The sequence below is a fragment of the Streptomyces beihaiensis genome, from assembly GCF_026274175.1.
Classification (GTDB): domain Bacteria; phylum Actinomycetota; class Actinomycetes; order Streptomycetales; family Streptomycetaceae; genus Streptomyces; species Streptomyces beihaiensis.
The window spans coordinates 1-23,567 of sequence record NZ_JAPHNL010000306.1; the positions used below are offsets into that span (position 1 = coordinate 1).

25 protein-coding genes and 1 pseudogene are annotated in these 23,567 nt (G+C 73.1%); 17 read left to right on the plus strand and 9 right to left on the minus strand.

What is annotated here, in order from left to right; translation table 11 throughout:
• Window positions 1-93 precede the first annotated feature (93 nt).
• Window positions 94-555, minus strand: a complete 462-nt coding sequence (locus tag OFY01_RS26595; RefSeq protein ID WP_266604044.1) for an ATP-binding protein — start codon at window positions 553-555, stop codon at window positions 94-96.
• A gap of 235 nt (window positions 556-790) precedes the next feature.
• Here OFY01_RS26595 and OFY01_RS26600 point away from each other — a divergent pair, with 235 nt between their 5' ends.
• Window positions 791-1,696 carry a helix-turn-helix domain-containing protein gene (locus OFY01_RS26600; protein ID WP_266604046.1) on the plus strand — a complete coding sequence of 302 codons (906 nt, stop codon included), beginning with the start codon at window positions 791-793 and terminating at the stop codon, window positions 1,694-1,696.
• Window positions 1,693-1,992, plus strand: coding sequence for a DUF397 domain-containing protein (locus OFY01_RS26605; RefSeq protein ID WP_266604048.1), 300 nt, complete (start codon window positions 1,693-1,695; stop codon window positions 1,990-1,992). The genes OFY01_RS26600 and OFY01_RS26605 overlap by 4 nt, the downstream gene beginning before the upstream one ends.
• Here the strand turns inward: OFY01_RS26605 and OFY01_RS26610 are convergent.
• A complete protein-coding gene (locus OFY01_RS26610; RefSeq protein ID WP_266604050.1) occupies window positions 1,976-3,142 on the minus strand; it encodes an 8-amino-7-oxononanoate synthase in 1,167 nt (388 codons plus the stop codon). The genes OFY01_RS26605 and OFY01_RS26610 overlap by 17 nt on opposite strands.
• Window positions 3,143-3,307: 165 nt before the next feature.
• On the opposite strand from OFY01_RS26610, the gene bioB reads away from it, so the two are divergent.
• The 4 genes from bioB to OFY01_RS26630 all read left to right on the plus strand — a co-directional run bounded on the left by bioB (window position 3,308) and on the right by OFY01_RS26630 (window position 7,313).
• Window positions 3,308-4,483 (plus strand): biotin synthase BioB, encoded by a 1,176-nt coding sequence (bioB, locus tag OFY01_RS26615; protein ID WP_266604051.1) that lies wholly within the window; start codon window positions 3,308-3,310, stop codon window positions 4,481-4,483.
• 10 nt (window positions 4,484-4,493) lie between these two features.
• Complete coding sequence (locus OFY01_RS26620) at window positions 4,494-5,771, plus strand: adenosylmethionine--8-amino-7-oxononanoate transaminase (RefSeq protein ID WP_266604101.1); 1,278 nt, start codon at window positions 4,494-4,496, stop codon at window positions 5,769-5,771.
• 6 nt (window positions 5,772-5,777) lie between these two features.
• The gene (gene bioD / locus OFY01_RS26625) at window positions 5,778-6,509 is read left to right on the plus strand and encodes a dethiobiotin synthase (protein WP_266604053.1); all 732 of its coding nucleotides are present in this window, start codon (window positions 5,778-5,780) and stop codon (window positions 6,507-6,509) included.
• A 108-nt stretch (window positions 6,510-6,617) separates the two neighbouring features.
• Window positions 6,618-7,313, plus strand: coding sequence for a class I SAM-dependent methyltransferase (locus tag OFY01_RS26630; RefSeq protein ID WP_266604055.1), 696 nt, complete (start codon window positions 6,618-6,620; stop codon window positions 7,311-7,313).
• A gap of 40 nt (window positions 7,314-7,353) precedes the next feature.
• Here OFY01_RS26630 and OFY01_RS26635 read toward each other — a convergent pair whose 3' ends face one another.
• Together OFY01_RS26635 and OFY01_RS26640 are read right to left on the minus strand one after the other, a co-directional pair.
• Window positions 7,354-7,692: a fic family toxin-antitoxin system, toxin component gene (locus OFY01_RS26635; protein ID WP_266604103.1), complete on the minus strand. Its 339-nt coding sequence runs from the start codon at window positions 7,690-7,692 to the stop codon at window positions 7,354-7,356.
• A 100-nt stretch (window positions 7,693-7,792) separates the two neighbouring features.
• Window positions 7,793-8,032 carry a toxin-antitoxin system HicB family antitoxin gene (locus OFY01_RS26640; protein WP_266604057.1) on the minus strand — a complete coding sequence of 80 codons (240 nt, stop codon included), beginning with the start codon at window positions 8,030-8,032 and terminating at the stop codon, window positions 7,793-7,795.
• 133 nt (window positions 8,033-8,165) lie between these two features.
• On the opposite strand from OFY01_RS26640, the gene OFY01_RS26645 reads away from it, so the two are divergent.
• The 7 genes from OFY01_RS26645 to mug all read left to right on the plus strand — a co-directional run bounded on the left by OFY01_RS26645 (window position 8,166) and on the right by mug (window position 15,300).
• Complete coding sequence (locus tag OFY01_RS26645) at window positions 8,166-9,050, plus strand: LLM class F420-dependent oxidoreductase (RefSeq protein ID WP_266604058.1); 885 nt, start codon at window positions 8,166-8,168, stop codon at window positions 9,048-9,050.
• Window positions 9,051-9,178: 128 nt separating this feature from the next.
• Window positions 9,179-9,613, plus strand: a complete 435-nt coding sequence (locus OFY01_RS26650) for a GNAT family N-acetyltransferase (protein ID WP_266604060.1) — start codon at window positions 9,179-9,181, stop codon at window positions 9,611-9,613.
• A gap of 177 nt (window positions 9,614-9,790) precedes the next feature.
• On the plus strand, window positions 9,791-11,134 hold the full coding sequence (locus tag OFY01_RS26655) for a hemolysin family protein (RefSeq protein ID WP_266604062.1): 1,344 nt from the start codon (window positions 9,791-9,793) through the stop codon (window positions 11,132-11,134).
• Complete coding sequence (locus tag OFY01_RS26660; RefSeq protein WP_266604064.1) at window positions 11,131-12,144, plus strand: hemolysin family protein; 1,014 nt, start codon at window positions 11,131-11,133, stop codon at window positions 12,142-12,144. Before OFY01_RS26655 ends, OFY01_RS26660 begins: the two co-directional genes overlap by 4 nt.
• Window positions 12,145-12,232: 88 nt before the next feature.
• Window positions 12,233-13,036, plus strand: coding sequence for an SGNH/GDSL hydrolase family protein (locus OFY01_RS26665; RefSeq protein ID WP_266604065.1), 804 nt, complete (start codon window positions 12,233-12,235; stop codon window positions 13,034-13,036).
• Between the two features lie 267 nt (window positions 13,037-13,303).
• Complete coding sequence (purB, locus tag OFY01_RS26670) at window positions 13,304-14,752, plus strand: adenylosuccinate lyase (protein WP_266604066.1); 1,449 nt, start codon at window positions 13,304-13,306, stop codon at window positions 14,750-14,752.
• A 44-nt stretch (window positions 14,753-14,796) separates the two neighbouring features.
• On the plus strand, window positions 14,797-15,300 hold the full coding sequence (mug, locus tag OFY01_RS26675; RefSeq protein ID WP_266604068.1) for a G/U mismatch-specific DNA glycosylase: 504 nt from the start codon (window positions 14,797-14,799) through the stop codon (window positions 15,298-15,300).
• A gap of 4 nt (window positions 15,301-15,304) precedes the next feature.
• Here the strand turns inward: mug and OFY01_RS26680 are convergent, their stop codons facing one another.
• From OFY01_RS26680 to OFY01_RS26695, 4 genes are all read right to left on the minus strand, one after another.
• Entirely contained in the window at window positions 15,305-16,111 is an 807-nt protein-coding gene (locus tag OFY01_RS26680) for an SAM-dependent methyltransferase (protein ID WP_266604070.1), read from the minus strand.
• A 150-nt stretch (window positions 16,112-16,261) separates the two neighbouring features.
• Window positions 16,262-16,687 (minus strand): hypothetical protein, encoded by a 426-nt coding sequence (locus tag OFY01_RS26685; protein ID WP_266604072.1) that lies wholly within the window; start codon window positions 16,685-16,687, stop codon window positions 16,262-16,264.
• Between the two features lie 45 nt (window positions 16,688-16,732).
• Window positions 16,733-17,473 (minus strand): ABC transporter permease, encoded by a 741-nt coding sequence (locus OFY01_RS26690; protein WP_266604073.1) that lies wholly within the window; start codon window positions 17,471-17,473, stop codon window positions 16,733-16,735.
• A complete protein-coding gene (locus OFY01_RS26695; RefSeq protein WP_266604075.1) occupies window positions 17,470-18,393 on the minus strand; it encodes an ABC transporter ATP-binding protein in 924 nt (307 codons plus the stop codon). Before OFY01_RS26695 ends, OFY01_RS26690 begins: the two co-directional genes overlap by 4 nt.
• Before the next feature lie 120 nt (window positions 18,394-18,513).
• On the opposite strand from OFY01_RS26695, the pseudogene OFY01_RS26700 reads away from it, so the two are divergent.
• The 3 genes and pseudogenes from OFY01_RS26700 (at window position 18,514) to OFY01_RS26710 (ending at window position 21,643) form a co-directional block, all read left to right on the plus strand.
• Window positions 18,514-19,726, plus strand: a pseudogene (locus tag OFY01_RS26700) (sensor histidine kinase).
• A gap of 14 nt (window positions 19,727-19,740) precedes the next feature.
• Window positions 19,741-20,391 (plus strand): response regulator transcription factor, encoded by a 651-nt coding sequence (locus OFY01_RS26705; RefSeq protein WP_266604077.1) that lies wholly within the window; start codon window positions 19,741-19,743, stop codon window positions 20,389-20,391.
• Between the two features lie 94 nt (window positions 20,392-20,485).
• On the plus strand, window positions 20,486-21,643 hold the full coding sequence (locus OFY01_RS26710; RefSeq protein WP_266604079.1) for an ROK family transcriptional regulator: 1,158 nt from the start codon (window positions 20,486-20,488) through the stop codon (window positions 21,641-21,643).
• A 61-nt stretch (window positions 21,644-21,704) separates the two neighbouring features.
• Here OFY01_RS26710 and OFY01_RS26715 read toward each other — a convergent pair whose 3' ends face one another.
• The gene (locus OFY01_RS26715; protein WP_266604081.1) at window positions 21,705-22,466 is read right to left on the minus strand and encodes a GntR family transcriptional regulator; all 762 of its coding nucleotides are present in this window, start codon (window positions 22,464-22,466) and stop codon (window positions 21,705-21,707) included.
• Window positions 22,467-22,713: 247 nt separating this feature from the next.
• On the opposite strand from OFY01_RS26715, the gene OFY01_RS26720 reads away from it, so the two are divergent.
• Window positions 22,714-23,544, plus strand: coding sequence for an alpha/beta fold hydrolase (locus OFY01_RS26720; protein ID WP_266604083.1), 831 nt, complete (start codon window positions 22,714-22,716; stop codon window positions 23,542-23,544).
• Window positions 23,545-23,567: the final 23 nt, after the last annotated feature.

Here is a 23,567-nt window from a genome sequence, read left to right on the forward strand (position 1 = left end):
CCGCCGAGGCCGCCGGGGCCACCGGGGCCACCGGGGCCGTCAGGCCCGTCAGGGCCACCGGGGCCGTCAGACCCGCCGAGGCCGCCGAGGCCGTCAGCGGGCCGAGACGGGGCCGCCGTTGCTCCCGTCGGCGCTCGCCACGGCCCACGGCAGGACGATCCAGACCGTCTTGCCGCCCTCCGGGGTCGGGGCCACCGAGAGGCGGCCGCCGCACTCGGCCGTCAGGCAGCGGATGATCACCATCCCGCGGCCGTTGTCCTGCTGGACGGCCGCGGGAAGCCGCTTCGGATGACGCGGGTGGCTGTCGGTGACGCCGATGCGCAGCCGCTCGTCGCGTTCGAGCTCCAGGTCGACGGTGAAGGTGGGCGACTGGCCGAGGGTGTGCTGCACCGCGTTGGTGGCCAGTTCGGAGACGATCAGGCGGACCGTGTCCGCGGCCTCCGCGTCGCACGGCATGCCCCACTCGGCCAGCACCTCGGCGACGTACTTGCGTGCGGCGGGGACCGAGGCCGGGTCGCTCGGCAGCGTGACGGATGCTTCCTGGTGATCTGCCATGGCGACGTCGTCCCTTTCCCGACGGGGTCGATCGTCCGACTCGTGCGGATCACTGTCCCGCGACCCCGGCTGCTGCTGCGCGCCACACTGCCACGTGGCCGTGCCGCCTGGTGGCGAACCCTCAAGATATGCATATATCTGTCGCTCGAAGCGGTGAACTCTGCGACGGTAGACCGTATTTGGGTGGGCGCACGCCGGTTCCCCTACCGTGGCCCGAGGAGCCCGAGGAGTCGCCATGAAGTACGGTCCCGCGGTACGCCGCCGCAAGCTCGGCGCCGAGCTGCGCGCGCTGCGTGTGCAGGCCGGGCTCACCAGCGGCGAGGCCGCGCGTCTCGTCGGCTGGCACCAGTCGAAGGTGAGCCGGATCGAGACCGGGCGCAGCGGCGTGAAGCCGACGGACGTACTGCTGCTGCTCGACGCGTTCGGCGCGACCGATCCGGAACTGCGTGAGCTGGTCGTGGCGTTGGCCGGCGGCGAGGACACGGGCGGCCGGCACTGGTGGCACGCGTACCGGGGACTCCTTCCCCCGTCGTACCGCGACTTCATCAGCCTGGAGTCGCAGGCGTGCCGGATCCGGACCCTGGAGACCGGCGTGGTGCCGGGGCTGCTGCAGACGCCCGAGTACGCGCGCGCGGTCACGCGTTCGGTGCTCGCCGGGACGCCGGAGCGGCACATCGAGGCGCTGGTGGAGGTGCGGCTCGCGCGTCAGGACGTGCTGCGGGCACGGCCGCCGCTGCGGCTGAGCGCGGTGCTCGACGAGGCGGTGCTACGGCGCGAGGTGGGCGGGGACGGCGTGCTGCGGCGGCAGTTGGCGCACCTGGTCGAGGCGGCCCGCATGCCTCATGTGCGGATTCAGGTCCTGCCGTTCACGGCCGGGGGACACATCGGACTCACCGGCCCTTTCGTGGTGTTTTCCTTTCCGAACACAAGCGATCTGGATGTGGTTGTTCTCGACCATTTGACGAGTAGCCTCTATCTCGAGCGGAAAGAAGACCTCAAGGCGTACACCGACGCCTTCGACACACTCGTGCTCCACGCACTGTCACCCGAGGACTCGCTGGAATTCATCGCTCAGGTCGCCGGTTCGACGAGGACGCCGACGCCCCGTCGCGTGCCGGCACCGCGTGAGGAGGCACCATGACCGCACTGCCTCGGCACATTCCGTCCCCGTCGTCCCTCTCCCCCTCCCCCACCTCCACTCCCCCCGTACCCGGCGCGGGCACCGTCACGTGCAGCGCCTCGCTCGGCGCCCGGCGCTGGCGGCGCAGCAGCCGCAGCACCGGAGCCAACAACTGTGTCGAGACGGCCCCCGTGGCCACGGGGGCCGAAGGGGACGCGGTCGGTCTGATGGCCGTGCGCGACTCCAAGAACGCCGGAGGGCCGGCCCTGCTGTTCGGCCCGCGCGCGTGGGAGGGCTTCGTCAGCGCCCTGCGGTGAACGCCCCGTCGGGCGCGGTCCGCACGATCACCCGTACGGCCTCGGCGAGTTCACGCTCGCCCAGGTCGGCGCGGGCGGTGAGGCGCAGCCGCGAGACGCCGTCGGGCACGGACGGCGGCCGGAAACACCCCACGAAGAGCCCGGCCGCCCGGCAGTCGGCGGCCCAGCGCACGGCCTGTTCGGGCGAGGGGGCACGGACGGAGACGACCGCGGCGTCCGGCCGTACCGCCGACAGGCCCTCGTCGGTGAGGAGGTGATGCAGCGCGGCGGCGACCTCGCGCGCGCGGGCGGCGCGTTCCGGCTCGCGGCGCAGGACGCGCAGCGCGGCCAGCGCGGCCCCGGCGGCGGCCGGGGCCAGGCCGGTGTCGAAGATGAACGTACGGGCCGCGTTGACCAGGTGCTCGATGACCGGGGCCGGACCGAGCACGGCGCCGCCCTGGCTGCCCAGGGACTTGGAGAGCGTGACCGTGGCGACGACGTCGGGCGCGCCCGCGAGGCCGGCCGCGTGCACGGCGCCGCGTCCACCGTCGCCGAGCACTCCGAGGCCGTGCGCGTCGTCGACGAGCAGGCCCGCTCCCGACGCGCGGCAGGCGGCGGCCAGTTCGGCCAGGGGCGCCCGGTCGCCGTCGACGGAGAAGACCGTGTCGGAGACGACGACCGCCGGGCCCTCGTGCGTGTCGAGCGCCTTGCGTACGGATTCCGGGTCGGCGTGCGGCGCGACCAGCGTGGTGCCCCGGGCGAGGCGGCAGCCGTCGATCAAGGAGGCGTGGTTCGCCGCGTCGGAGACGATGAGCGAGCCGTGCGGGGCGAGCGCGGTGACGGCGGCCAGGTTGGCCGCGTACCCGGACGACAGGACGAGCGCGGACTCGGTGCCGCAGAACTCGGCGAGCTCTTGCTCGAGCCGGGTGTGCAGCTCGGTGGTGCCGGTCACGAGCCGGGAACCGGTGGCGCCGCCGCCCCAGCGCCGGGCCGCCTCGGCGGCCCCCGCGACGACCTCCGGGTGGCGGGTGAGCCCCAGGTAGTCGTTGCCCGCGAGGTCGAGCAGCGCGGACTCGGCGGGGCGCGGCCGCAGGGTGCGGACCAGACCGGCGCACTCCCGGGCGCGGCGCTGCCCGTCGATCCACGAGAACGCGGTGCTCTCTGCGGGCATGTCTCCTCCGGCCGGACTGTTTGACGGGGGCTGTTTGTAGGTAATGCACAGACCTTATCCGCCTCGCTACCAGGTCAGGATGTGGCGATACCCACACGTCGTTGCCCGTCCTTTGTACGAAGTCTCCTTTCGCGGGAGCCCGTCGATAGGACAGGATCAGACCCCATGGACCTGCTGAACACGCTGGTGGACAAGGGGCTGCGGCGCGAGCTGCCGAGCCGTGAAGAGGCGCTCGCCGTCCTGGCGACGTCGGACGACGACCTGCTCGACGTGGTGGCGGCGGCCGGCAAGGTGCGCCGTCAGTGGTTCGGGCGGCGGGTGAAGCTCAACTATCTGGTGAACCTCAAGTCGGGGCTGTGCCCGGAGGACTGCTCGTACTGCTCCCAGCGGCTCGGCTCGAAGGCGGAGATCCTCAAGTACACGTGGCTCAGGCCCGAGCAGGCGTCCGAGGCCGCGGCCGCCGGTGTGGCGGGCGGTGCCAAGCGGGTCTGCCTGGTGGCGAGCGGACGCGGTCCGACCGACAAGGACGTGGACCGGGTCGCGAAGACCATCGACGCGATCAAGGCCGACAACGAGGACGTCGAGGTGTGCGCGTGCCTCGGCCTGCTCTCCGACGGACAGGCGGAGCGGCTGCGCGAGGCGGGCGCCGACGCGTACAACCACAACCTGAACACGTCCGAGGCCACGTACGGCGACATCACCACGACGCACACCTACGCCGACCGTGTCGACACCGTGCACAAGGCGCACGCGGCGGGACTCTCGGCGTGCTCCGGCCTGATCGCGGGCATGGGCGAGAGCGACGAGGACCTGGTCGACGTGGTCTTCGGGCTGCGAGAGCTCGACCCGGACTCGGTGCCGGTGAACTTCCTCATCCCGTTCGAGGGCACCCCCCTGGCCAAGGAGTGGAACCTCACCCCGCAGCGCTGCCTGCGCATTCTGGCGATGGTCCGGTTCGTCTGCCCGGACGTGGAGGTGCGGATCGCGGGCGGCCGCGAGGTGCATCTGCGCTCGATGCAGCCGCTGGCCCTGCACATCGCCAACTCGATCTTCCTGGGCGACTACCTGACCAGTGAGGGCCAGGCGGGCAAGGCCGACCTGGAGATGATCGCGGACGCCGGCTTCGAGGTCGAGGGCACCGACCAGGTGACCCTGCCCGGGCACCGGGGCGGCGGCGCGGGCTGCGGTTCCGGTGCCACCGACGGCTGTGGCCCGGGCGGGGTGTGCGGGTCTCACGAGAGCGGCGAGGCGGCGCAAGTCGCGGAGGGTGCCGAGGCCCGTACCGATCTCGTCGCCGTGCGCCGCCGGGGCGCGGGGACGGACCTGGCGCCCAATGCCTGACACGCACCACATGCCGGACGCGCGCGTCGAGGAGTTGCTCGCGCTCGACCGGCAGCACGTCTGGCACCCGTACGGCCCCATGCCCGGCCGGCGGGAGCCGCTGCTCGTCGAGTCGGCGGCCGGGGTGCGTCTGCGGGTGGCCGGGCACGGAGAGCTCGTGGACGGCATGTCGTCGTGGTGGTCGGCGATCCATGGCTACAACCACCCGGCGCTGAACGAGGCGGCGCGCGGCCAGCTCGACCGGATGAGCCATGTGATGTTCGGCGGGCTCACGCACGAGCCCGCCGTCGAACTCACGCGGCGCCTTGTCGACATGTCGCCGGACGGCCTTGAGCACGTCTTCCTCGCCGACTCCGGTTCGGTGTCGGTCGAGGTGGCCCTGAAGATGTGCCTGCAGTACTGGCGCTCGCTCGGCCGCCCCGAGAAGCGGCGGATGCTGACCTGGCGCGGCGGCTACCACGGCGACACCTGGCATCCGATGGCCGTGTGCGACCCCGAGGGCGGGATGCACGAGCTGTGGTCGGGCGCGCTGCCCCGGCAGGTCTTCGCGGACGCGCCGCCGTCCTCGTACGAGGAGGAGTACGCACGGCACCTGAGCGACCTGATCGAGCGGCACGCCCACGAGGTGGCCGCGGTGATCGTGGAACCGGTGGTGCAGGGCGCCGGCGGGATGCGTTTTCACTCCCCCACGTATCTGAGGGTGCTGCGGGAGGCGTGCGACGCGCACGACGTGCTGCTGGTGTTCGACGAGATCGCCACGGGCTTCGGCCGTACGGGTGCGCTGTTCGCGGCCGACCACGCGGCGGTGACGCCCGATGTGATGTGCGTGGGCAAGGCGCTGACCGGCGGCTATCTGACGTCGGCGGCGACCCTGTGCACGTCCCGCGTGGCCGAGGGGATCTCACGCGGCGAGGTGCCGGTGCTCGCGCACGGCCCGACGTTCATGGGCAATCCGCTGGCCGCCGCCGTCGCGTGTGCCTCGATCGATCTGCTGCTCGGCCAGGACTGGCGGGCGGAGGTCAAGCGGATCGAGGCGGGGCTGCGTACGGGCCTTTCGGAGGCGAAGTCGTTGCCTGGCGTCCGGGACGTGCGGGTGCTCGGCGCGATCGGTGTCGTGCAGCTCGACCACCCGATCGACATGGCCGCGGCGACGCGGGCCGCGGTCGCGGAGGGCGTGTGGCTGCGGCCGTTCCGCGACATGGTGTACACGATGCCGCCGTACATCACCGGCGACGACGATCTGGCCCGCATCGCGCGCGCGGTGTGCGCGGCCGCACGGGAGGGATGAGCCGCGGTGGACGTACTGATCGTGTCCGGGACCGGGACCGAGATCGGCAAGACGGTGACGACGGCCGCGGTGGCCGCCGCCGCGGTACGGCAGGGGCGCTCGGTCGCCGTCCTCAAGCCCGCGCAGACCGGGGTCGCGCCCGGGGAGAGCGGTGATGTCGACGAGGTGGCGCGGCTCGCCGGTGACCGGGTGACCCCGGTCGAGCTGGCCCGCTTTCCGGAGCCGCTCGCGCCCGCGACGGCCGCGGCCAGGGCGGGGCTCGTACCGGTGCGTCCCGACGAGGTGGCCGAGGCGGCGCGGAAGCTGTCGGCCTCGCACGACCTCGTGCTGGTGGAGGGCGCGGGCGGGCTGCTGGTGCACCTCGACGCCGACGGTGCGACGCTCGCCGACGTGGCGCTGCTGCTCGACGCGCCGGTCCTGGTGGTGGCCGCCGCCGGGCTCGGCACGCTCAATTCCGTCCAGCTGACGGCCGAGGCGCTGCGTGCGCGGGGCCTGCGGCAGGCGGGCGTGCTGATCGGCAGCTGGCCGGACGCGCCGGGGCTCGCGGAGCGGTGCAACGTCGCGGACCTGCCCGTGGTGGCCAAGGCCCCGTTGCTCGGCGCGGTTCCCGCGGGCGCGGGTCGCCTCGCCCCCGGGGCCTTCCGCGCCGCGGCCGGTGAGTGGCTGGCCCCGCGGCTGGGCGGGGTGTGGGACGCGGAGCGGTTCGCGCGACAGGAGCGGGCGCCGGGGTTCGCGTGATCGCGGCACGGCGGCCCGGAGCGGGGAACCTGACGCCTGGGTGGTCGTCGGCCGGGCGGTCTCGGTGAACAATCGACTCAGGCAGTCGGCCCCGAGAAGGAGGCTCCCATGGCGGTGCGTCCCCGGAAGATCGGCAGGAGCGCGGCGGGGCGGCCGTCGCGCGAGGCCGTGCACCATCCCCTGTTCGCCCGGTTCTACGCGGCGCAGAGCGTGCGCGCCGAGCCGTACATGGCATCCGTGCGCAGGGAACTGCTCGCCGGCGTGGCGGGGCGGGTCCTGGAGGTCGGGGCGGGCAACGGTCTGAACTTCGCGCACTATCCGGGCACGGTCTCCGAGGTCGTGGCCATCGAGCCGGAGCGGGTGCTGCGGCTGCGGGCCCGGGAGACGGCGCAGCGGGCGCAGGTGCCGGTGGACGTCGTGCCCGGCGTGGCGGAGGCGCTGCCCGTCAAGAGCGAGGCGTTCGACGCGGTCGTGCTCTGCGTCGTGCTGTGCAGCGTGCGTGACGTGGCCCGGTCCCTCGCGGAGGTGCGGCGGGTCCTGCGGCCGGGCGGCGAGGTCCGCTTCTTCGAGCATGTGCGGGCCCCGGGCCGCGGCATGCGGGCGGTGCAGTCCTGCGTCGACCACACGGTGTGGCCGCGGCTGTTCGGCGGCTGCCACTCGGGGCGGGACGCGTTGGGCGCGCTGCGGGCGGCGGAGTTCGAACTGGGCGCCTACCGGGAGCTGTTGATGCCGGAGAAAGGGCCGCGCCTTCCGGTGTCGTACTGCGTGCTCGGCACGGCCAGGAGACCGGTGGCGGACGAGTAGTCGGCGCACGGCGGGCGTGCGGCATGCGGGGAGAGCGACGTCACCGGCTCCACTTGCGCAGTTCCTTCTCGATGTCGTGGATGCTCGCGTGACCGCCCTTCACCAGGCGCGCCAGCTCGCGGACCTGTTCCGGTGAGATGACGACCTTCAGGCCGCAGGCGACGAGGTAGGCATAGGCCACCGCGGAGGCGAACATCGCGTTGGAGCGCTCAAGAGCCGGTACATGGATCAGGAGTTGGAGCAGGGCTGCCGCGCGCGCGTGCGGTGTGTGGTAGACGGGGACGTCGAATATCTCCGCGTCGTGCCGGGCGACGGCGGCGACCAGGGCGCCCCAGTCGGTGACCTGCGGGTCACCGGGTGTCTTCTGTTCGGCGACCATGAGCAACCAGGCGAGGTCGACGGGGACGCGCGGTGGCTCGGGCGGGTGCGGCGAGTTCGGCGGAGTGGGTGGGTTCGGCGGGTTCGGCGGGTTCGGTGGTTCACTCAACGGGACGGCGCCGGCCTTCCCGGTCCGCCCCGAACTCCTGGGCGAACACGGTCTCGTACTGCTTCATGAAGTCGGCCGCGGCGTCGACGAACGTCTGGCCCAGCTCGCCCAGGTCGCGCCGGACGAGTTCCTCGATGTACCGGTTCACGCTCATGCCGCTGGCGAGCGCGCGCTCACGGGCCGCGCGGGCGGTGTCCTCGTCCACCCGCACGTTCAGCTGGGTCTTCGCCATGCTCTCAAGCTAGCGCCGATCCGCTAGCAGCGGCAAGGCGGGGCCGGATCGGATCCGCCGTGCGCGCAGACACCGGTGGGACGAGCGTCCAGGATGAGAAGGTCGTCAACCGACCGGCCGACGAGGAGAGTTCATGACACGCCCGTTCCGCTTCGGCGTCAACATGCTGACCCCGGCCCCCGGCGACGCCTGGCGTGCCAAATGCCGCGAGGCCGAGGAGCTCGGCTACGACGTGGTCCTGGTGCCCGACCATCTCGGCATGCCGTCGCCGTTCCCCTCGCTCGTCGCGGCCGCCGGGGCGACGCGGCGGGCGCGGGTGGGGACGTTCGTACTGAACTGCGCCTTCTGGAACCCGGTGCTGCTCGCGCGGGAGGTGGCGACGACCGCCGCGCTGACCGGCGACCGCCTGGAGGTGGGACTGGGCACGGGATATGTGCGCGACGAGTTCGACCGGGCGGGCGTCGAGTGGGGCACGGCCGGCAGCCGGGTCGATCACTTGCGGCGCACGGTCGAGGAGTTGGACCGGATCCTCGGCACCGAGGACGTGTCCGGCCGCCCGCCACTGCTGATCGGCGGAAACGGGGACCGGATGCTGCGGATCGCCGCCGAGCACGCCGACATCGCCGCGTTCACGGGCGCCCGCGCCTCCGCCGACCGCCCGGGTCGCCTCGACCCCCTGGACGCGGACGAGCTCGACGACCGGGTGGCCGTGTACCGGCGGTTCGCCGCCGACCGTTGCGTTCCCGCCGAGCTCAACCTGTTGCTGCAGCTGGTGGCGGTGACGGACGACCGCGCCGCGGCGGCCCGGCCCTGGCTGGAGCGGGTACCGGGCATCACGGAGAAGGACGTGCTCGAGTCACCGCTGGTGCTGATCGGCACGGCGGAGGAGGCCGCGGACCAGCTGATCGCCCGGCGGGAGCGGTACGGATTCACGTACTTCACGGTCCTGGAACCGCACTACGAGGCGTTCGCCCCGGTCATCGCGGAGCTGCGCGCACGAGGTGAGACGGCGCCCTGAGCGGCGGCGCCGCGGTCTGCGGCCCGGCTCGCGGGGCGGCGACGGGGGCACCGCGGCCGACGCCCAGGGGCAGGGACCGACGGGGAAACCGTTCGCCGGACGGACCGGTGCTCTGCTTGGCTCGCCGTATGAGTGATCTGCGTATCCGCCGCGCCACCCTCTCGGACATCGACGCCGTGCTGCGGTTCTGGCACGAGGCCGCCGAAGGCACCAGCATCAGCGACGACCCCGACGGGGTGGCGCGGCTCGTCACGCGAGACCCGAACGCCCTGCTTCTCGCCGAGCGCGACGGACTCGTCGTGGGAACGGTCATAGCGGGCTTCGACGGCTGGCGCTGCCATCTGTACCGGCTCGCGGTGCTCCCGGACGCCCGGCGGCAGGGCGTCGGTTCGGCGCTGCTCGCGGCCGCCGAGGAGCGGTTCGTGGCGCTCGGCGGGCGGCGCGGCGACGCCATGGTGCTGGACCGCAACGAGCGGGCCCGGCACGCGTGGCGGGCCGCCGGGTACGCGCCCGAGCCGCAGTGGAGCCGGTGGGTGAAGCCGCTTCACCGCCCTGAGACCTGAGGCTTTACCATCCATTTACTTTGCTGCTCTTTTACTATGGGGGTCCCTGAACTACTCCGAAAGGTGTGAGCGTCCGCCCATGGGCGAGCCCCCCAGTACATCGAGCGTGCCCCTGCACGGTCCCCACGAGCGCGCGTCCGTCCCGGCCCTGGCCGATCATGGGACGGAGGTGACCCGATGACCGAAGTGCTTCTGCTGGCCGTGGCCGTGCTGCTGTCCCTGGCCTGCGGCGCGTTCGTCGCGGCGGAGTTCTCGCTCACCACCGTCGAGCGCGCCGATCTGGAGGCGGCGATCGAGCGGGGCGAGCGCGGCGCCGCCGGTGCTCTCAAGGCCGCACGGAACCTCACGTTCCAGCTGTCCGGCGCACAGCTCGGCATCACCGTGACGAACCTGGTCGTCGGCATGCTCGCCGAACCCTCCATCGCCAAGCTCATCGCGGGGCCCCTGGAGGCCGTCGGCGTACCGTCCTCGGCGTCCACGTCCGTGGCGCTGGTCATCGGCACCGCCCTGTCGACCGTCTTCCTGATGGTCGTCGGTGAACTGGTGCCGAAGAACTGGGCCATCTCCTCGCCGCTGGCCGTGGCCAAGGCGGTGGCGAACCCACAGCGCTGGTTCAGCCGCGCCTTCGGCCCCTTCATCACCCACCTCAACAACACCGCGAACCGGCTCGTGCGCCGCCTCGGCATCGAGCCGACCGAGGAGCTGGCCTCCGCGCGCGGACCCCAGGAGCTCATGGCGCTCGCCCGCCACTCCGCCAAGGAGGGTGCCCTGGAGGCGGACACCGCGGAGCTGTTCGTACGGACCCTCAACCTCGCCGACCTCACCGCGGAGAACGTGATGACGCCGCGCGTCCAGGTCGTCGCCCTCGACGCGCAGGCCACCTGCGAGGACGTCGCCAACGCGACCCGCGCCACCGGCCTGTCCCGCTTCCCCGTCTACCGCGGCGGCCTCGACGCGGTCATCGGCACCGTGCACATCAAGGACGTCCTGGCCGTCCCCGACGAGCAGCGCGGCCGCACCGGCGTGACCGAGCTGCTGCGCGAGCCGCTGTTCGTGCCGGAGACCCTGACCGTGGAGCGGCTGCTCGACCGGCTCTCCGGCCGCCGCACCATGGCCGTCGTCATCGACGAGTACGGCGGCACCGCGGGTGTCGCCACCCTCGAGGACATCGTCGAGGAGGTGGTCGGCGAGGTGCGCGACGAGCACGACCCGCACGAGACGCCCGACATCGCGCCCGCGGGAACCGACGCGTCCGGGCGCGCCCTCTACTCGGCCGACGGCGCCGCCCGCACCGACCGGCTCGCGCGGGTCGGCCTGCGCGTACCCGACGGCCCGTACGAGACGCTGGCCGGTCTCGTCGCCACCGAGCTGGGCCGCATCCCGGACGAGGGCGACAGCGTCGAGGTGGCCGGCTGGCGCCTCGACGTCGTGGACGCCCACGGCCACCGGGCCGCGCGGGTGCTGCTGCACGCACCCGCCGCCACGGACGCCGGGGACGACATCAAGGAGGGTGGCCGATGACCGCGGTCCAGCTGTTGATCGGTCTGGCGACGCTCGTCGTCAACGCCTTCTTCGTGGGCGCCGAGTTCGCGCTGATCTCGGTGCGCCGCAGCCAGATCGAGCCGCACGCCGACGACGGCAACCGCAGCGCCCGCAGTGTCCTGTGGGGTCTGCAGCACGTGTCGGCGCTGATGGCGGCGGCCCAGCTCGGCATCACGCTGTGCACCCTGGTCCTCGGTGTCGTCGCCGAACCGGCCATCGCGCATCTGCTCGAGCCGGTGTTCGACGCCGTCGGGATGCCGCACGGCCTGATCCACCCGATCTCGTTCGTGATCGCGCTGACCGTGGCGACCTATCTGCACATGCTGCTCGGCGAGATGGTGCCCAAGAACATCGCGCTGGCCGAGCCGGTGCGCACGGCGTTGCTGCTCGGCCCCCCGCTGGTCGCCCTGGCGCGCGCCCTGCGCCCGGTGATCTTCACGGTGAACGAGTTCGCGAGCATCCTCCTGAAACTGCTCAGGGTGGAGACCAGGAACGAGGTCGCGGCCACCTTCTCGGACGACGAGCTGGCCCGCATGGTCAAGGACTCGTCGGACGCCGGCCTCATCGACGACCGCGCGCAGGAGCGGCTGCACGACGCGCTGGAGCTGGGCCGCCGCCCGGTCAAGGACGTCGTGATGCCGCTGGAGAAGGTCGTGTACGCGCGCGTGGGCGTCACCCCGGAGCAATTGGAGCGCCTGTCGGCCGAGTCGGGCTTCTCCCGTTTCCCGGTCGTGGACGAGGGGCGCCGCATCGTCGGGTACCTGCATGTGAAGGACGCGCTGGACGCGATGCCGCGCGATCTGCCCTTCCGGGTGCCGGACATGCGGTCCATCGCGCGCGTGCGCGAGACGACGCCGCTGGACGACGTGCTGACCGCGATGCGCGGCAGCCGCACCCATGTCGCCGCGGTGATGGGGGCGGACGGGCGGCTGGCCGGGCTCGTGACCATGGAGGACGTGCTGCGGGAGCTGTTCGGGCAGCCCGCGTGACGGTGGCCGCGGCTCCCGCGTGGCTCTGCCTGGGGCACCGGCGCCCGCCGCACGGCGGTGCGGCGGGCGGGATACGATCACTGGCGCCATGGAGACAGACCCTTCAGATGCCCCGTACACCAGCCTCGTCGCGGTCGGCGACTCCTTCACCGAAGGCATGTCGGACCGGCTGCCCGACGGTTCCTACCGAGGCTGGGCCGACCTGCTGGCCGCCCGGATGGCGGCCCACGCCCCCGGCTTCCGGTACGCCAACCTCGCGGTGCGCGGCAAGCTCATCGCGCAGATCGTCGACGAGCAGGCGACGACCGCCGCCGCGATGAACGCCGATGTGGTGACGCTGGTCGGCGGCCTCAACGACACGTTGCGGCCCAAGTGCGACATGGGCCGGGTGACGGGGCTGCTCACGGAGGCCGTCGAACGGCTCGCCCCGACCTGCCGCCGGCTGGTCCTGATGCGCAGCCCCGGCCGCCAGGGCCCGGTGCTGGAACGGTTCCGGCCGCGTATGGAGGAGTTGTTCGCCTGCGTCGACGACCTCGCGGCGCGGCACGGCGCGCTCGTCGTCGACCTGTACGGGGCGTCGGTCCTGGGCGACCAGCGCCTGTGGGACGTGGACCGGCTGCACCTCACCGCCGAGGGCCACCGGCGGGTCGCCGAGGCGGTCTGGCAGGCGCTCGGCTACCCGCCCGAGACGGACTGGCGAGAGCCGCTGCCCGCGGCCGTGCGACCGGGCTGGGCGGCGCGGCGCACGGCCGACGCCCGGTTCGCCCGGCAGCATCTGCTCCCCTGGATCGGGCGCCGCCTGACCGGGCGCTCGTCGGGGGACGGGCTGCCGCCCAAGCGCCCGGAGCTCACGCCGTACGCGCGGGACGTACAGGACGTGCCGGACTCCTAGCGAGACGCACGGCGTCGCGCCCCGCGCGCGCGGCGAGCCGCTACGGGGTTTCGCGCGATGCGGCTCGGTTCGCCGAACTCGGCCCTGCCGATCCGCGGGACGGCCCGGCCGTGCTCGCTGGTCCCGCGCCGTGCTCCCCCTTCCGCCCGCCCCCGGACGCGTACCGGTGAGCCCGCGCGGAGCCGGTTCTGATGGGTCTGACCTGTAGGTTCCTACATCCGGTGGACGGTTCGGAGCCTGTAGGGACGCCCGGTAGACTCGGTGCACGTGACTGCGCCTGCAAAGCCCCGTATCCCGAACGTTCTCGCCGGACGTTACGCCTCCGCCGAACTCGCCACCCTCTGGTCGCCCGAGGAGAAGGTGAAGCTGGAGCGCCGGCTCTGGCTCGCCGTGCTGCGTGCCCAGAAGGACCTCGGCATCGAGGTGCCGGACGCCGCGCTGAGCGACTACGAGCGGGTGCTCGACCAGGTGGATCTCGCGTCGATCGCGGAGCGCGAGAAGGTCACCCGGCACGACGTGAAGGCGCGGATCGAGGAGTTCAACGCGCTCGCGGGCCATGAGCAGGTCCACAAGGGCATGACCTCGCGCGACCTGACGGAGAACGTCGAGCAGTTGCAGATCCGGCTCTCCCTGGAGCTGGTCCGCGACCGCTCGGTGGCCGTCCTGGCGCGCCTGGGCAAGCTGGCGGGCGAGTACGGCGAGCTGGTCATGGCGGGCCGCTCGCACAATGTCGCCGCACAGGCCACCACCCTCGGCAAGCGGTTCGCGACCGCCGCGGACGAGCTGCTCGTCGCGTACGGCCGGGTCGAGGAACTGCTCGCCCGCTACCCGCTGCGCGGCATCAAGGGCCCGGTCGGCACGGCCCAGGACATGCTGGACCTGCTCGGCGGCGCCGAGACCGGCGCGGACAAGCTCGCGGAACTCGAGCGGCGGATCGCCGGGCACCTGGGCTTCGCGCAGGCTTTCACCTCGGTCGGCCAGGTCTACCCGCGCTCGCTCGACTACGAGGTCGTCACCTCCCTCGTGCAGCTGGCGGCCGCCCCTTCCTCGCTCGCGAAGACGATCCGTCTGATGGCCGGGCACGAGCTGGTCACCGAGGGTTTCAAGCCGGGCCAGGTCGGCTCGTCGGCGATGCCCCACAAGATGAACACCCGCTCCTGCGAGCGCGTCAACGGCCTGATGGTGATCCTTCGCGGTTACGCGTCGATGACCGGTGAACTGGCGGGCGACCAGTGGAACGAGGGCGATGTGTCGTGCTCGGTGGTGCGCCGCGTGGCGCTGCCCGACGCGTTCTTCGCCCTCGACGGTCTCCTGGAGACGTTCCTGACGGTCCTGGACGAATTCGGCGCGTTCCCGGCGGTCGTCGCCCGCGAGCTGGACCGCTACCTGCCGTTCCTCGCCACGACGAAGGTTCTCATGGCGTCGGTGCGGGCGGGCGTGGGCCGTGAGGAGGCGCACGAGGCGATCAAGGAGAACGCGGTGGCGTGCGCGCTCGCGATGCGCGAGCAGGGTGCCGAGCGCAACGAACTGCTCGACAGGCTCGCCGCCGACGCGCGCATCCCGCTCGACCGCGCCGCGCTGGACACGCTGATGGCGGACAAGCTGTCGTTCACGGGCGCGGCGGCCGGCCAGGTCGCGCAGGTGGCCTCCCGCATCGAGGAGATCGTCAAGCGGCACCCGGAGGCCGCCGGGTACACGCCGGGGGCGATCCTCTGACGCTCCCGCCCCGCGCGGAGCTCGAGGCCGCTCGCGGCCGTCCGGTGCCGGACGTCGTCGCGGGCGGCCTGCGCGTCCTGTTCTGCGGCATCAATCCCAGCCTGATGACGGCGGTGACAGGCCACCACTTCGCGCGCCCCGGCAACCGCTTCTGGCCGGTGCTCCACCTGTCCGGGTTCACGCCCCGCCGACTGCGGCCGGACGAGCAGGAGGAGCTGCTCTCGTACGGGTGCGGTATCACCAATGTCGTCGCGAGGGCCACGGCGCGCGCCGACGAACTCAGCGCCGAGGAGTTCCGCCAGGGCGGCCGGATCCTGGAGGAGAAGGTGGCGCGGCTGCGTCCGGAGTGGCTCGCCGTGGTGGGGGTGACGGCGTACCGGACGGCGTTCGGCGAGCCCAAGGCGCGGATCGGGCCGCAGGAGCGGACGGTGGGCGGCGCCAGGGTGTGGGCGCTGCCGAGCCCCAGCGGTCTCAACGCGCACTGGACGGCGCGGACGATGGCCGAGGAGTTCGGGCGGTTGCGGGAAGCGGCGACGCCGGTCGGCTGACCGGTTACGGCTTGCGTGCGACCACGCCGAACTGGGCGACGAGCGGCCCCTCCTCGCCCCGCTCGGTGCGCCAGCGCGCGCACGAGACGAGGCCGGGCTCCAGGATCTCCAGGCCGTCGAGGAACGCGGCGACCTCGGCGCGGGTACGGGCGGTGATCGGCGGCGTCGCGTTCTCGTTCCAGAACTTCATCGCCTCCTCGTTGCCCTCGCCGCCCAGCTCCAGGGTCGGGTGGGTGAGCACGACATAGCTGCCCGAGGCGACGCCATCGACGAGGGAGCGCACGATGGCGGTGGCCTTCTCCGTGTCGAGCACGAAGTTGAGGATGCCGAGCAGCATGATCGCGACGGGCTTGTCGAGGTCGAGCGTCCCGCGGGCCGCCTCCAGGATCGCCCGCGGGTCGTGCGCGTCGGCGTCGACATAGTGCGTGGCACCGGCAAAGGAGCTGGTGAGCAGGGCACGGGCGTGGGTGAGGACGATCGGGTCGTTGTCGACGTAGACGATGCGGGCGTCGGGAGCGATGCGCTGGGCCACCTCGTGCGTGTTGTCCGCCGTGGGCAGTCCGGTGCCGATGTCCAGGAACTGGCGGATGCCGGCCTCCTGGGCGAGGAACGTGACGGCGCGGCCGAGGAAGGCGCGGTCGGCGCGGGCCACCTCCCTGATGCTCGGATACATGGACGTGACCATGTCGCCGACCTGTTCGTCCACCTCGTAGTGGTCCTTGCCGCCCAGCCAGTAGTTCCACACGCGGGCGTTGTGCGCGATGTGTGCGGCGATGCGCTCGTCGGGCTGCTGCGCGCGGTCGTCGCTCATGGCGGTCTCCTTCTTACGGTGGGCGAGGCGGGGTGGCGGTCAGGGGCGGAGCGGTGGCGGGCGGGAACGCGCCGCCTTCAAGATCCCATGGTCGCACGGGAGTTCCGCACACGCCTTGTGTGACGGGACGTCGCGCACTGCGCGCTCGCCCTACGGAGGGTCGGTGTCGGTGACGACGGCGAGCAGCCGCCACGGCTCGTGCTCGCCCTGCCGCGTGACGGCGAGGGCGACCCAGCGCTCCCCCGCCCGCCACAGGTGGACGTCCTGGGCGCAGCCGCTGAGCCGGGCCCACGGTTCGGGTATCTCCTCTTCGAACTCGACACCGCGGGTCTGAACGGACCACAGGCTGAAGCGGTACGGCTCGCCCCAGCGGGCGGTGAGCAGGGCGCCGAGACCGTCCCGGTCGGCGTCCGCCTGCTCGGCCGAGGCGTCCGAGCCGACCTGTTCGCCCCGGCAGTTCAGCTCCGCCGTCACGTACCCAGGACCGCCCCGGCCCGCGGCGGACTCGCCGTGGTCGGCCGGGTAAGGGCTCGCCCACAGCAGGTCGATCGTCGCGAGATGGTCCGCGCAGTTCATGGCCTCCAGTAAACCGTCTCCCACTGACAGACCGCCGACGCCCCGTCAGGCGTCCCTGCGGCGCACCGCCCACCAGCCCGCGAGCAGGGCCGCCGCCGTCCACGCCGCGGTCACGGCGAGCCCGCTCCAGGGGCCGAGCGCGCCCGACGGGTGCTGGTGCAGGACCTGTTGGCCGGCCCGGTCGGGCATGAGGTCCGCGGCCGTGCCCGCCACGTCACCGACGACGAAAGAGACGATCAGGAGAAACGGGACGAGGATGCTCAACACGGCCACCGCGCTGCGCAGTACGGCCGTCAGACCCGCGGCGAGCAGCGCCATCAGCGCCAGATACACACCGCCGCCGACGCAGGCGCGCAGCGCACCTGGTTCGCCGAGGCCGAGCGCGTCGGACCCGATGAACGCCTGACCGGCCAGGAACGTCACGAACGTCGTGACGAGGCCGGTGGCGAGCGCGCCGACTCCGACGACCGCCGTCTTCGCGACGTAGAAGCGGGTGCGGCCGGGCACCGCGGCGAGCGAGACACAGAGCGCGCCGTCGCGGAACTCGCACGAGAACGCGGTCGCGCCGAAGGCGAGGGCGGCGACCTGGCCGAAGGTGAGGGCGTAGAACGCGCCGAACAGCGGGTCGTCGCCCTTGTCGGTCGCCGTGTGGCCCGCCGCGGCGCGGACGAGCACGGTAACGGTGACGGTGACCGCGAAGACGGCGACGAGCGAGCCGAGGCTGCCGCGCAGCGATCTGATCTTGATCCACTCGGAGTGGAGCACGGGGGCGGCGAACATGGTCATGCCTCCTGGAGGGGGGTGGCTGCGAACTCGGTCTCGTCGGCGGTCAGGGCGAGGTACGCCTCTTCCAACGAGGCCCGCTCATCGCGCAGTTCGAGCACGGGGACACCCGCGGCGGCTGCCACCGCGCCCACCTCGGCCGCGTCGGCGCCGTCGACGGTGCAGTGGCCGTCGCCGGATCGTGCGACGGTGTGTCCGGCGCGCGCGAGTGCGGCGTGCAGGCGGTCCGGGTCGGCGGTGCGGACGCGGACGCGACGGGTGCTGTGCGCGTCGAGGAACTCCCGCATCGGCGTGTCGGCGAGAAGCCGTCCCCGGCCCAGGACGACGAGGTGGTCGGCGAAGGCAGCGGTCTCGTTCATGAGGTGGCTGGAGACCAGAACGGTGCGGCCCGCGCGCGCCAGGTCGCGCACGAGCTCGCGGATCCAGGCGATGCCTTCGGGGTCGAGCCCGTTGGACGGCTCGTCGAGGACGACGACGTCCGGATCGCCCAGGAGCGCCGCCGCGATGCCGAGCCGCTGCCGCATCCCGAGCGAGAACGTCCTGATGCGGCGGTCCGCCACCGTCGCGACACCCGCGAGCTCCAGCACCTCGTCCACGCGGCGTACGGCGATGCCGTTGCTGACGGCCAGGGCCAGCAGGTGGTCGCGTGCCGTACGCGCCCCGTGGGCGGCCCGCGGGTCGAGGAGCGCGCCCGCCACGTGCAGGGGCCGCGGGTGCGCCGCGTACGGACGCCCGCCGATGAGCGCCGTCCCGGAGGAGGGCCGGGCCAGGCCGAGCACGAGGCGCAGGGTGGTCGATTTCCCGGCCCCGTTGGGGCCGAGGAAGCCGGTGACACGCCCCGGTCCGACCCGAAAGGTCAGCCGGTCCACGGCCCGTCTCGTGCCGTACTCCTTGGTGAGTTGCTGGATGTCGATGCTGGTCATGAGGTCAGCCTCGCGAACGCGCCGGGCGCGGCGCCTCCCGCGCCGGTGGAGAGCGGCTCCCCCGCGCGGGGGAGTCGTGGCCGCCCCGGCTGCTGGCACGATGACGGCATGTCCCGCCGCCTGCCCGCCCTGCTGCGCCCCCTCGTGCGTGCCGTGACGTACACGCGCTGGCTCCATCTGCTGCTCGCGGCGGGGCTCGCGTTCGTGTGCGCTTTCATCTACCCCGGGCTGGTCTCGCCGACGTGGCGGGACTGGGTGCTGGTCTACGCGGTTCCGGTGCCGTTGCTCGTGGCGGTCGCCATGGTGCCGGCGGTCCGGCGCGCGGAGGGACTGCAGGCCCGCCTGATGCTGTTCCCGGGCAGGCACGCGCGCGGCGGGAGGCGGCGAGGAGGCCGGGGTGTCGGTGGCCCCGTCGGCCTCGTGGCGGGACCGCGTCAGGACGGCGGGGTGGCTCGTGTTCCGCCTGGTGCTGGGGCTCTCCGTCTGGCTCGCTTCGGCGGAGCTGATCGCGCTGGTCCTGAAGCTGGGCAGCGCCGCGGCGGGGGTGGCCGGCCCGCTCTCGCCGCGCTCCGTGCCGGGCGGTCGCGTCGTGTGCGGCCTGCTGATCCCGGTTCTGCTGCTCGTGCTGTTGTACGGGGTGGTGTGCGCGGGTGAGCTGGACAAGCGCGTCGCCCTGGTGCTGCTCGGCCCGTCGGCCGCCGAGCGCCTCGCCGCTCTGGAGGAGCGCACCGAGCAGCTCCTGGAGCGCAACCGCATCGCGCGCGAGCTGCACGACTCGATCGGGCACGCGCTCACCGTGGCGGTGGTGCAGGCCGGTGCGGCGCGGGCGGCGGGCGACCCCGAGTTCACCGACCGGGCGCTGAGGGCCGTGGAAGAGACCGGCCGGGCGGCCCTGGAGGACCTGGAGCGCGTCCTGGTCGTGCTGCGCGAGGAAGAACGGCCCGCGCACCGGCGCCCGACTCTCGAGGACGCGCCGCGGCTGACCGAGTCGGCCCGCCTGGCGGGGGCGACGGTGGAGATGGCGGTGTCGGGGCCGGTGCAGTCGCTGCCGGGCCCGGTCTCCCGCGAGGGCTATCGCATCCTCCAGGAGGCTCTCACCAATGTGCTGCGGCACTGCGGGGCGGTGCCCGTCGACGTGGCTGTGACGGTGGCGAGCGGGCGGCTGGACCTGAGCGTGCGCAATCCCCTTCCGGACGGCGCGGCAGGCAGCGGCGGCGGAACGGGCAGCGGTCTGCGCGGCGTCCGCGAGCGCGCGGCCCTGTTGGGCGGGCGGGCCCGCACCGGACGGGTCGACGACGAGTGGCACGTCCACGTCGAACTGCCCGTTCCATGATCTACGCTTCCGGGATGCCGCTCACCGTGCTCCTCGTCGACGACGAACCCCTGGTCCGCGCGGGCCTGCGGGCGGTCCTTGAGGCACAGGCGGACATCACGGTGGTGGGCGAGGCGGCCGACGGTGCCGCGGTCGTCCCGATGGTGCGCGAGCTGCGGCCGGACGTGGTCGCCATGGATGTGCGGATGCCGCTGCTCGACGGGATCGAGGCCACGCGCGCGGTGCTGCGCTCTGTCGACCGTCCGCCGAAGATCGTCGTGATCACCACGTTCGAGAACGACGCCTACGTGTACGGGGCGCTGCGCGCGGGCGCCGACGGGTTCCTGCTGAAGCGGGCACGCCCCGACGAGATCGTGCAGGCGGTTCGGGTCGTCGCGTCGGGCGAGTCGCTGCTGTTCCCGGCGGCCGTGCGGAAGCTGGCCGCCGAGTACGGCAGCGATCCGGCGCGGGCGGCCCTCGACCGTGCGGCGCTGACCGGGCGCGAGGGCGAGGTGCTGCGGCTCATGGCCCGGGGACTGTCGAACGCGGAGATCGCCGCGGAGCTCGTGGTCGGCACCGAGACCGTCAAGTCGCATGTGAGCGCGGTGCTGGCGAAACTGGGGGCGCGGGATCGCACGCAGGCGGTGATCGCCGCGTACGAGTCCGGTTTTGTCGCGCCGAGCTGAGTGCTCGGCGGCGCCACGGACCACCCGGCCCTCGCCGACCCGGGCGGCGGCGAGTAGCATCCCCGCACAAGCGCGCTAGCTGGGAGGACGGACGTTGGGGCGGTTGACCGGCGGGGACCCCTCTCTGCTCAGACGGATCAATTCCGCGGTGGTGCTGCACGCGCTGCGTGCCACGGACTGCGCGACTCTCACCGAGATCACCCAGGTGACCGGGTTGTCCCGGCCGACCGTCGAGGGTGTCGTGGAGGGGCTCGTCGCGGCCGGACTGGTCGTGGAGGCCGCCGCCGACGAGTCGGCCGCGCGGCGCCAGGGGCGGCCCGCCCGAAGGTTCCGCTTCCGCGCGGAGGCCGGGCATCTGCTGGGTCTGGAGATCGGTCCGCACCGGGTGGCCGCCGTGCTGTCCGCGCTGGACGGCAGGGTGGTCGGCTCGGCCTCGAAGGACGTCGACGAGACGGCTCCCGCGGAGGAACGCATCGAGCGGCTGCGGGCCACCGTCGCCGACCTGCTGCGCCGGGCGGGCGTGTCCCGGGCCTCGCTGCGCGCGGTCGGCGTGGGCAGCCCGGGGATCGTGGAGGCCGACGGGACGGTGCGGCTCGGCACGGCGCTGCCCGGCTGGACCGGTCTTGCGCTGGGCGACCGGCTGCGCCGCTCGTTCAAGTGCCCGGTGATCGTGGAGAACGACGCCAACGCCGCGGCACTGGCCGAGCACTGGAAGGGCGCGGGCACCGACTCGGACGATCTGGTCTTCGTCATGGCGGGCCTGAGTCCGGGCGCCGGATCCCTGATCGGCGGGCGGCTGCACCGTGGGTTCGGCGGGGCGGCCGGTGAGATCGGCGCGCTGCATCTGCTGGGCCGTGAGATGCGGCCGGAGACGCTTTTGTCGACGACGGACGAGCCGCTGCACCCGCTCGACGAGCAGGCGGTGGCGACGGTGTTCGCGCTGGCCAGGGACGGCGACGCGCGGGCCGGCGCCGCCGTCGAACGGTTCCTGCAGCGTCTGGTGCACGACGTGGCGGCGCTGGTCCTGGCGCTCGATCCCGAGCTGGTCGTGGTTGGCGGCTGGGCGGCCGGTCTCGACGGAGTGCTCGAACCGCTGCGGCGGGAGCTGGACCGTTACTGCCTGCGGCCGCCGAACGTGGTGCTGTCGATGCTCGGCGACTCCGCGGTGGCGACCGGGGCGCTGCGCCTGGCCCTCGACCACGTAGAGGAAGAGCTCTTCACGCCGGAAGGCAGCGTGAAGTCCCGCCGGTGACGGCCCGGACGCCGGGCCGTCACCCGGCCGGACCGCGCGGTCACGGCCCGGGGCTCACGGGTCACGACGCCTGTGCGTGCAGGCTCCGGTCGAACTCCACGCCACCGGTGTCCCCGAAGGTCAGCCGGCAGGTGTCCGCGCGGTAGGTCGCCACGGAGACCGCCACCGTGGCTCCCCGGCTCAGGTAGCGGGTCGTCACCACGAGGACCGGGGCACCGGGGAGCCGGTCGAGTTCCTTCGCGTCCTCGGCGCGGGCCGAGCCGAGTTCGACCGAGCGGTCCTCGCCGTCGAGGCCGAGCCGCCGCAGTTCACGCAGCACGGCGCGCGCGCGTGATGCGCCGCAGGGTGCCTCGGCGTCGCCGAGGCCCGGGACCGAGCTCCCGGGAACGTAGAGCAGTTCGGCGGCGACGGGCTGGCCGTGCGAGACACGCGTGCGGCGCACCACGTGCACCTGCGCGCCCGGCGCGCTGTCGAGGAGGGCGGCGACGGGCGCGGGCGCGGCGCCGGGCGCGCAGTCGACGGCCTGCCACGCGTCGCTCCCGGCACCCGGCCGGTCCTGTCCGGTGGCCGCGACGGCGACGCCGACCCGGGGCGGTGCCACGGTGGTGCCGACGCCGCGGCGGCGCTGCAGGCGCCCTTCGAGCTCAAGCTGTTCGAGCGCCTGCCGGAGCGTGGCGCGGGCGACGCCGAAGCGGGCCGCGAGGTCCCGCTCGTTCGGCAGGATCTCCCCGACCGCGAACTCGGAGTCGAGAGCCTCACTGAGCACCGTCTTCAGGTGCCAGTACTTGGGCTCCGGTGCCGCTTGCAACTGCGTGGTCCCCACCCTGATCCTCCGCAAGAGCCGTGTCCGGGCGGCTTTTTGGCGCCCTTGTTTATTAAAGGTTCCTGCACTAACCCTGCGAGGGTAGGTCTGGCCGGGGGCTTGGTCAAGACCAATCAGGGCTCGCCCGCGTCACACGCGCGGAGCTGGACGTCACCGCGCTCTTGAACTGGGAGCTACTGGGCGGTAATTGTTGCTGACGGGAAGTCTAAGAATCCGTCGGGGCGCGGCGGGGACAGGAGCGAGCGGCATGACGGCACAGGCGTCCTTCAGCATCGAGAGCCCCGGCGGAACGCGCACGGTGACCGTCGCCTACGAGCGGCGGGGCGCGGGCGAGCCGCTTGTGCTGCTGCACGGGATAGGTCACCACTGGCAGGCGTGGGAGCCGGTGCTGCCGATCCTGGCGGCCGAGCGCGAGGTGATCGCGGTGGATCTGCCCGGGTTCGGGCAGTCGCCGGGCCTTCCCGACGGCGTCCCCTACGACCTGTCGAGCGTGGTGCCCGTCCTGGACGGGCTCTGCCGGGAGCTGGGCCTCGACCGTCCGCATGTCGCGGGCAACTCGCTCGGCGGGCTGCTCGCCCTGGATCTGGGCCGGCTCAAGCTGGTGCGCTCGGTCACGGCGCTGTCTCCCGCCGGTTTCTGGAACGAGGCGGAGCGCCGCTACGCCTTCGGAGCCCTCCTCGGCATGCGGGCCGCCGCGCGGGCCATGCCACTTCCCCTGATCGAGCGGCTGTCCCGGTCCGCGGTCGGCCGCACCGTCCTCACCAGCACTATCTATGCGCGGCCCGGCCGCCGTTCACCGCGGGCCGCGGTCGCCGAGACGGTGGCCATGCGCGAGGCCGTCGGATTCCGCGACACCCTCGCGGCGGGGCGCGACGTACTCTTCACGGACGACGTCCCTGACGTCCCGGTCACCGTCGCGTGGGGCACGCGTGACCGCCTGCTCGTGCGCCGCCAGGGCGTGCGCGCCAAGCACGTCATCCCCGGGGCGCGCCTGGTCCGGCTGCCCGGCTGCGGTCATGTCCCGATGAACGACGACCCGGCGCTGGTGTCGCGGGTGATCCTCGACACCAGCCGCTGACCGGCGGCCGAACACCCTGCGCC